This window comes from Mesorhizobium sp. M7A.F.Ca.MR.362.00.0.0 (assembly GCF_004023175.1).
Taxonomy (GTDB): Bacteria; Pseudomonadota; Alphaproteobacteria; order Rhizobiales; family Rhizobiaceae; genus Mesorhizobium.
On the sequence record NZ_RZTF01000070.1, the window covers coordinates 4,147 to 5,488 of the forward strand.

General features: G+C 63.1%; 2 protein-coding genes. One reads left to right on the plus strand and one right to left on the minus strand.

Features of this window, described 5'->3' with window-relative positions:
- On the plus strand, positions 1–654 hold a 654-nt coding region (locus tag EOC06_RS42320; protein ID WP_245469512.1), incomplete at its 5' end, for an MFS transporter.
- Between the two features lie 39 nt (positions 655–693).
- On the opposite strand, the gene EOC06_RS12120 is transcribed toward EOC06_RS42320, so the two are convergent.
- Positions 694–1,191, minus strand: a complete 498-nt coding sequence (locus EOC06_RS12120; protein ID WP_127267530.1) for a MaoC family dehydratase — start codon at positions 1,189–1,191, stop codon at positions 694–696.
- Positions 1,192–1,342: the final 151 nt, after the last annotated feature.

A 1,342-nucleotide genomic window follows, 5' to 3' on the forward strand; every position in this document is an offset into this window, starting at 1 on the left:
TTGATCCAGCTTGCCAGCTTCCGCGACTTCCAACTGAGCGCCAGCCTCGCCATGAGCCTCGTTGTCGCGACGGTAATGATGGCGACTTTGGTGGTTGCCCCGTTCTATCTTTCGCGAGGACTTGGGCTCGATGCCGCAATGGTCGGCCTCGTGCTGTCGACCGGGCCGCTTGTCTCGGCCCTGTCGGCGCTGGTGGCTGGACGCCTGACCGATCGCTTCGGCGCCCACAAGATGATGGTCGCCGGCCTGCTCAGCCTCACGACAGGCACGTTCCTGCTGTCGCTCGCCAAGGTGACGCTCGGCATTGCCGGCTATGTCGTTCCGATCACCGTCACCTGCATCGGCTACGCGCTGTTCCAGACATCCAACAATGCAGCCGTCATGGCCGGCATCAGTGCCGGCCAGCGCGGCGTCGTCTCCGGCCTGCTCAACCTTTCGCGCAATCTCGGGCTGATCACCGGCGCCTCGTTGATGGGTGCCATATTCGCCGTCGCATCGGCCGAAAAGCACCAAAGCATTGGTCTTCTGAGTTCCGAGGCCGCCCGGGGGATGCAGGTCACATTTCAGACGGCGACAGTGCTGGCGCTGATCGCGCTGGTCCTCGCGCTGCTCTCTGCCCGCGCCGCAGGCCGCACGGAATCCAGGGGTTCGTGACGCGCCACACCGCTCAGAGAGTAGAATTCCCAAACAGGCTCAGGCGCCTGCCCGCTTGCGGCGTTCATAGAGCATGACCAGCGTTTCAGCCGTCAAGGCAGGCTTTTCCTCGCCTTCGATCTCGACCGTATTGGCTGCCTTCATGAGATACTGGCCGGGACCCCTGTCCTCCATGGACAGCAGCGTGATGCGCAGCCTGATGCGCGCGCCGACCTTGACCGGCGCCAGGAAGCGCACCTTGTCGAAGCCATAATTAAAGGCAGCCTGGGTGTTCTCGGGCACGATGCCCATGCCGAGCGCCAGTGCGCCGATGATCGACAGCGTCAGATAGCCATGCGCAATCGTCGTGCGGAACGGGCTTTGCCGCCGCGCCCTTTCAGGGTCGACATGGATCCATTGGTGGTCGCCGGTGCATTCGGCGAACTGGTCGATGCGGTTCTGGTCGACCGTCGTCCACTCCGATACGCCAAGCTCCTGCCCGGCCATCATCCTCAACTGCTCGTAGGTCGGCGGCGCTTTAGGCCGTATTTCGTTCATTCCTGGTTTCCCGATCGCTTCCAAAGCCTCCGGACCACGAACTGACGGCCTCTGTCAATTCGCTCGGCGCGAATCCGTTCCGCCGGTTTCGGCCGCAATCGTGCCACGCCGCGAGCGCAGTCGCAGGCTAAATCGGGATTTCCAGGCTTCA